Consider the following 6,286-nt stretch of genomic DNA (forward strand, 5'->3'; position numbering starts at 1 on the left):
AATAAATGTTATAATTTAGAACTGTACTAAAAATGGGGAGTCTACAATATGAAAAAGATTATGCTAACTGGATAAGTATAGTTACAGACAAATTTTCTAATTATATTAATCAACTAGTTGATAGAGCACAGGAAGGCCGAAATCCTTTTTAATTTTAGTAGTTATGCCACAAAATCCCACCCCGGTAGCAAGAAGGTATTATCCGCGGCTATCTGAAATTGTAACCGTTGATAATCTTCCCGAGTTCCTTTCCTTTGTACAGGACGGGCTCAATGAAATATTTGAAAAGATACACTACAAAAACCTGCAATACTCAAAAAGCTACAGGGGTGATGCCGCTTTTTATAGCCTTGATATAATATCCGCTAAAAAAATAGCGCTGCCGCTTCCCGGGCGGTTTTAAATAATTCCTTACCTTTGCACGCGGTTCCGCCAACAGGGGCCGCACACATACTGTAATTTCTCACTTAAATTGGTAATAGCATGCAACTGTTCAACACTTTAAGCGCAGAAGAAAGGGCCGAACTGATAGACCAGAGCGGCAAGCAGCGCCTTACGCTGTCTTTCTATGCCTACGCACACATTGACAATCCCAAAGCATTTCGCGACAGCCTTTTCCTGGCCTGGAACCCGCTGGAGGTTTTAGGTCGGATATACGTTGCCAAAGAAGGCATTAACGCCCAGCTTTCGCTCCCGGCTGATAACTTCTATACCTTCAAGGACCACCTTGATACCATCCCGTTTCTTAAAGATATCCGCCTTAATGTGGCCGTAGAGCAGGACGACTACTCGTTCCTGAAGCTCACCATAAAAGTACGCAGCAAAATTGTGGCCGACGGCCTTGACGATGCCACTTTTGATGTAACCAACAAAGGCATCCACCTGGGGGCAAAGGACTTTAACCAAATGCTGGAAGACCCTGATACTATTGTGGTGGATTTCCGCAACCATTACGAAAGCGAAGTAGGCCATTTTAAAGGCGCCATAACGCCCGATGTAGATACCTTCAGGGAGTCGCTTCCCATCATTGAAGATATGCTGGAGCCACACAAGGAAGGCAAGAACCTGCTTATGTACTGCACCGGCGGCATACGCTGCGAAAAGGCCTCTGCGTTCTTTAAGCACAAAGGGTTTAAAAATGTGTACCAGCTTGAGGGCGGCATTATAGAGTATACCCGCCAGGTTAAGGCCGAAGGGCTGGAGAGCAAGTTCATAGGCAAGAACTTTGTATTTGACCACAGGCTGGGAGAACGCATTACCGATGATATCATAGCGCAGTGCCACCAGTGCGGCAAGCCGTGCGACAACCATACCAACTGTGCCAACGAGGCCTGCCACCTGCTATTCATACAGTGTGATGACTGTAAAGAAGCCATGCACAATACCTGCTCGGCTGAATGCCTTGACATTATACAACTGCCGGAAGAAGAGCAAAAGGCGTTGCGCCGCGGCATCATGCAGGGCAATATGATCTTCAAGAAAGGCAGGTCAGAAAAACTGACCTTCAAAAAGTCGGGCGATGCCATACCTGATGAACCTGTTGCAGTTGTGCCCCGCGTAAAAGGCACCCGCACCAAAATTAGAAAAGTGCTTATAGGCAAGGGCGAGCATTACTACCCAAAGGCAGGTGTGGGCCAGTTCAGCTTAGAGGACGGCGGGCTAAAGGTGGGCGACAAGGTATTGATTTCAGGGCCAAGCACGGGGCAGCAGCAGCTTGTTATTGAACAGATGCGTGTTAATGGGCAGGAAGGCACAACAGCCACTGCCGGCGACAGGATAACGCTTAACCTGCCTTTCAGGATTCGCCTCTCTGACAAGCTTTACAAAGTAATCGCGTAGTTTTTCATTAGCTAATACAACCAAACCCGTACGAAAGTGCGGGTTTTTTATTCCCCTCCTCCGGAGGGATGCCCGCACGCGGGGTGGTTATTGAAGAGTAGTAGGCACTTATATATCAAAGCATACCCGGTAAAGATATTGCTAAATATTCCCTCCTCCGGAGGGGTGCCCGCAGGGCGGGGTGGTAAAAAAGCAAGTATTATTAGCCCCCCGGCTTTCAGCCGCCCCTCCACAAAAAGAGAATCAGGCCGGGGGCGAGGCGTTATTGTTTAACCCAAAAAAATACTATCTTTACCCACAAAAACGTTTTATGAACCATAGCGGCAAAACCGCAACCTATATATACTGAATTATGGCATGTACAAACTGTTCTACGGGGTCTAAGGACGGAACCCCAAGGGGATGTAAAAATAATGGCACGTGCGGCACGGACAGTTGTAATAAATTAACAGTGTTTGACTGGCTCAGCAATATGAGCCTGCCCGGGGGCCAGGCACCTTTTGACTGCGTGGAGGTGCGCTTTAAAAACGGAAGGAAAGAATTTTACCGCAATACAGAAAACCTTACTTTAAGCATTGGCGATATTGTAGCCACTGAGGCTTCGCCGGGCCATGACATTGGCATTGTTACCCTTACCGGCGAACTGGTTAAGGTACAGATGAAGAAAAAAGGGGTTAAGGATGATGCGGAGATAGGAAAAATATACCGCAAGGCTACACAAAAGGATATTGATATATGGAGCGCGGCGCGCGACAAGGAAGAACCTATGAAAGTAGTAGCGCGCGAAATAGCAATAAGGCTCAACCTGGAAATGAAGATTTCGGATATTGAGTTCCAGGGAGACGGCTCCAAGGCTACGTTTTATTATACGGCAAATGACCGGGTTGACTTCCGCCAGCTCATAAAGGATTTTGCCCGCGAGTTCAGCATCCGTATCGAAATGAAGCAGGTCGGCTTCCGCCAGGAGGCTTCACGCCTTGGAGGTATTGGCTCCTGCGGGCGCGAGCTTTGCTGCTCAACCTGGCTTACTGATTTCAGGAGTGTTAACACATCGGCAGCACGCTACCAGCAGCTGTCGCTCAACCCGCAAAAGCTTGCCGGGCAGTGTGGTAAACTAAAATGCTGCCTTAATTATGAGCTTGACACTTACCTTGACGCCCTGAAAGACCTGCCCGACCTGGAAACAAAGCTATATACCGAAAAAGGAGACGCCTATTGCCAGAAAGTAGATATTTTTAAAGGGCTGATGTGGTTTGCCTATGCCAATGATATGGCGCACTGGCATGTAATAAATGCGGAGCAGGTAAAAGAGATAGTTGCCCTGAACAAGCAGAAGCAGCGTATAGCGGCACTGGAAGACTATGCGGTGGAAGCGCCTGTGGCAGAAGTAGAGAAGAATTTTCAGAATGCGGTGGGGCAGGACAGCCTTACGCGCTTTGATAAGCCCAGGAATAAAAAGAAAAAGCATAACCATAAAAAGAAAAAACATCCAAACGAGAAAAATGCCCAAAAAAAATAGCATCCTGATAACGGTAGTGGCACTTTTTTTGTTTTGCTCGTGCGATAACAAAAGGGTGTTTGATGAGTATAAAGCCCTTAACGGCAAATGGAACAAAGACAGTATTGTTTCATTTGAAACAGAGTTTAAGGATACGGCATCAAAATACAATTTGTTCATCAATATAAGGAACAACAACAGCTACCCCTACAGCAACCTTTTCCTTATAGTACAAATGCAGCAGCCGGGCACCAACATTACGAAGGTTGATACCCTCGAATACCAAATGGCTTACCCTGACGGCACACTTATGGGCGAAGGCTTTACCGATGTAAAAGAGAACAAGCTGTGGTACAAGGAAAACGTTAGTTTTCCTAAACCCGGCAAATACAGGTTCAGCATACAGCAGGCCATGCGGCGAACAGGGAAGGTGCCGGGCGTACAGGAACTCGAAGGGATTACCGATGTAGGATTGAGAATTGAGTCAACAAAATAACTATGGCAAAAAAGAACAGCACACATAACGATGATTACGCTCATTACGTAAAAAAATTCTGGAAGATATTCGGCATAGGGTTCGCTTCCCTGCTTTTGTTCTTCCTGCTTGCTTCCTGGGGCGTGTTTGGCAGAATGCCCACATTTGACCAGCTGGAAAACCCCGACAGCAATGTAGCTACAGAAATAATATCGGCTGACGGCGAAACTATAGGTAAATTTTACCTTGAGAACCGTACGCCTGTAAAATATGAAGACCTGCCCAAACACCTGGTTGATGCCCTTATTTCTACCGAAGACGAACGTTTTTATGAACATTCGGGCATTGATGCCAAAGGTACATTGAGGGCCATGGTAACCCTTGGTAGCAGTGGTGGCGCCAGTACTATTACGCAGCAGCTTGCCAAAAATCTTTTTCATGGCGAGGGTTCCAGGTTTTTCCTTTTCAGGATAGTGCAAAAGGCCAAGGAATGGATTATAGCCATACGCCTTGAAAGGCAATATACTAAGCAGGAGATTATAGCCATGTACCTCAATACGGTTGATTTTGTAAATAATGCCGTGGGTATCCGCTCGGCCGCAAAAATATATTTTGGCAAAGAGCCTAAAGACCTTAAGGTTGAAGAGGCCGCAGTACTTGTGGGTATGCTTAAAAACCCTTCGCTGTATAATCCTAACAAAGCATCACGCAGGCAGCTTGTTTTTGACCGGAGAAATACTGTACTGGGCCAGATGGTAAAGAACGGTAAGCTGGATGAAGCCGAAAAAGAGCGCCTGGTGAAAGAGCCGGTAAGGATAAACTTTAGCCCTGAAAGCCACAAAGAAGGCATCGCTACTTATTTCAGGGAATACCTGCGCGATTTCATGAAAAAATGGGTAAAAGATAACCCAAAAAAAGACGGCAGCGGCGAGTATGATATCTATCGTGACGGGCTCAGGATATATACCACTATCGACTCGCGCATGCAAAAATATGCCGAAGAGGCAGTGGATGAGCACCTGGCTAACCTGCAGGAAGAGTTCTTCATACAGCAGAAAAAGAACAAGAACGCTCCTTTTGTAAATATTTCGGAAGCCGAAACCAAAAAAATTATGGACAGGGCCATGCGCAACTCCGAGCGTTGGCGGATAATGGAAGAAAAAGGTTTTGAAGAAGAAGACATCATAAAGTCGTTCGGCATAAAAACGGAAATGACTGTATTTACCTGGAAGGGCGAAAAAGATACGGTTATGACCCCTATGGATTCCATTCGTTACTATAAACACTTCCTGCAAACCGGCCTTATGTCTATGCAGCCGCAAACCGGCCATGTAAAGGCATGGGTGGGGGGCATCAACTACAAGCATTTCCAGTATGACCACGTGGCGCAGGGCGCCAGGCAGGTGGGCTCAACCTTCAAGCCTTTTGTATATGCGGCAGCCATTGAGCAACTTAAAATATCACCCTGTGATTCGGTTATAGACTCACCCTTCAGCATGCCTAAAGGGAAGTACGGCATTGATGCCGACTGGCACCCGCAGAACTCTGACGGGCAGTTCCGTGGGCAGGTTACTTATAAAAAGGCCCTGGCTTTGTCCATAAACACCGTTTCAGCCAAGCTGATTGACAGGATAGGGCCAAAACCGGTAGTAGACCTTACTAAAAACTTAGGCGTAAACTCTGAAATACCCGAACAGCCTGCCATTGCCCTGGGTGCGGTAGAAATTACCGTAAGCGATATGGTTGCGGCCTACAGCACCTTTGCTAACCAGGGAATGTACGTGAAACCCACCGTTATTCTAAAAATAGAAGACAAAAACGGGGTGCTGCTATACCAGCCTACCACCGAAACCCACGAAGTGCTCAGCAAGGATATAGCCTATGCGGTAATAAAACTGCTTGAAGGGGTTACTGAAAGCGGATCGGGTGCACGCCTTAAATGGGGCGGTGGCGGTGGTGGCGCCGGCTATGACCGGATGACCGGCTACCCTTATGCAATCATCAACCCTATTGCAGGGAAAACCGGTACTACACAAAACCAGTCTGACGGTTGGTTTGTAGGTATGGTACCCAACCTTGCCACTGGCGTGTGGGTGGGCAATGAGGACCGCTCGGCGCACTTTAAGAGCCTTACGTACGGGCAGGGAGCAATTATGGCGTTGCCTATATGGGGGCTGTTCATGAAAAAATGCTATGCCGATGATGATATGGTTTTCAAAGTATCCGAAAAGCCTTTTGAACGGCCGGCCAACCTTTCCATCAAGGTTGACTGCTGGAAACCTCCGGTAAGGGACACTGCAGAAACTGACAGTATAAGTACCGATGAATTTGATTTTTAATAAAAACGGTTCAGCAAGGGATTAGCCCATAACAAGGATAGTAAAGTCCATACCTAAAGATTAAGGCTATGGACTTTTTTATTAAATTTTATTTAAGTACACGACAAAAATTGTATTAAATTAATTTCCAGCTTA

Annotated in this window: 5 protein-coding genes; all 5 read left to right on the top strand. The window is 46.6% G+C overall.

Translation table 11 applies throughout. From position 1 onward, the window contains the following. The first annotated feature begins 163 nt into the window (after positions 1-163). Complete coding sequence (locus CHU92_RS03020) at positions 164-403, top strand: hypothetical protein (RefSeq protein ID WP_094412469.1); 240 nt, start codon at positions 164-166, stop codon at positions 401-403. An 80-nt stretch (positions 404-483) separates the two neighbouring features. Next, positions 484-1,839, top strand: coding sequence for an oxygen-dependent tRNA uridine(34) hydroxylase TrhO (trhO, locus tag CHU92_RS03025; RefSeq protein WP_094412471.1), 1,356 nt, complete (start codon positions 484-486; stop codon positions 1,837-1,839). Positions 1,840-2,191: 352 nt separating this feature from the next. Further along, positions 2,192-3,358 carry a PSP1 domain-containing protein gene (locus CHU92_RS03030; RefSeq protein ID WP_094412473.1) on the top strand — a complete coding sequence of 389 codons (1,167 nt, stop codon included), beginning with the start codon at positions 2,192-2,194 and terminating at the stop codon, positions 3,356-3,358. Beyond that, positions 3,342-3,833 (top strand): gliding motility lipoprotein GldH, encoded by a 492-nt coding sequence (locus tag CHU92_RS03035; RefSeq protein WP_094412475.1) that lies wholly within the window; start codon positions 3,342-3,344, stop codon positions 3,831-3,833. Before CHU92_RS03030 ends, CHU92_RS03035 begins: the two co-directional genes overlap by 17 nt. Before the next feature lie 2 nt (positions 3,834-3,835). Next, a complete protein-coding gene (locus CHU92_RS03040; protein ID WP_094412477.1) occupies positions 3,836-6,151 on the top strand; it encodes a penicillin-binding protein 1A in 2,316 nt (771 codons plus the stop codon). Positions 6,152-6,286: the final 135 nt, after the last annotated feature.

Source organism: Flavobacterium cyanobacteriorum (assembly GCF_002251835.1).
Lineage (GTDB): Bacteria > Bacteroidota > Bacteroidia > Flavobacteriales > Flavobacteriaceae > Flavobacterium > Flavobacterium cyanobacteriorum.

Coding starts and splice junctions, on each gene's coding strand:
- CHU92_RS03020 (WP_094412469.1), top strand. CDS start 164: ATGCCACAAAATCCCACCCCGGTAGCAAGAAGGTATTATCCGCGGCTA.
- trhO (WP_094412471.1), top strand. CDS start 484: ATGCAACTGTTCAACACTTTAAGCGCAGAAGAAAGGGCCGAACTGATA.
- CHU92_RS03030 (WP_094412473.1), top strand. CDS start 2,192: ATGGCATGTACAAACTGTTCTACGGGGTCTAAGGACGGAACCCCAAGG.
- CHU92_RS03035 (WP_094412475.1), top strand. CDS start 3,342: ATGCCCAAAAAAAATAGCATCCTGATAACGGTAGTGGCACTTTTTTTG.
- CHU92_RS03040 (WP_094412477.1), top strand. CDS start 3,836: ATGGCAAAAAAGAACAGCACACATAACGATGATTACGCTCATTACGTA.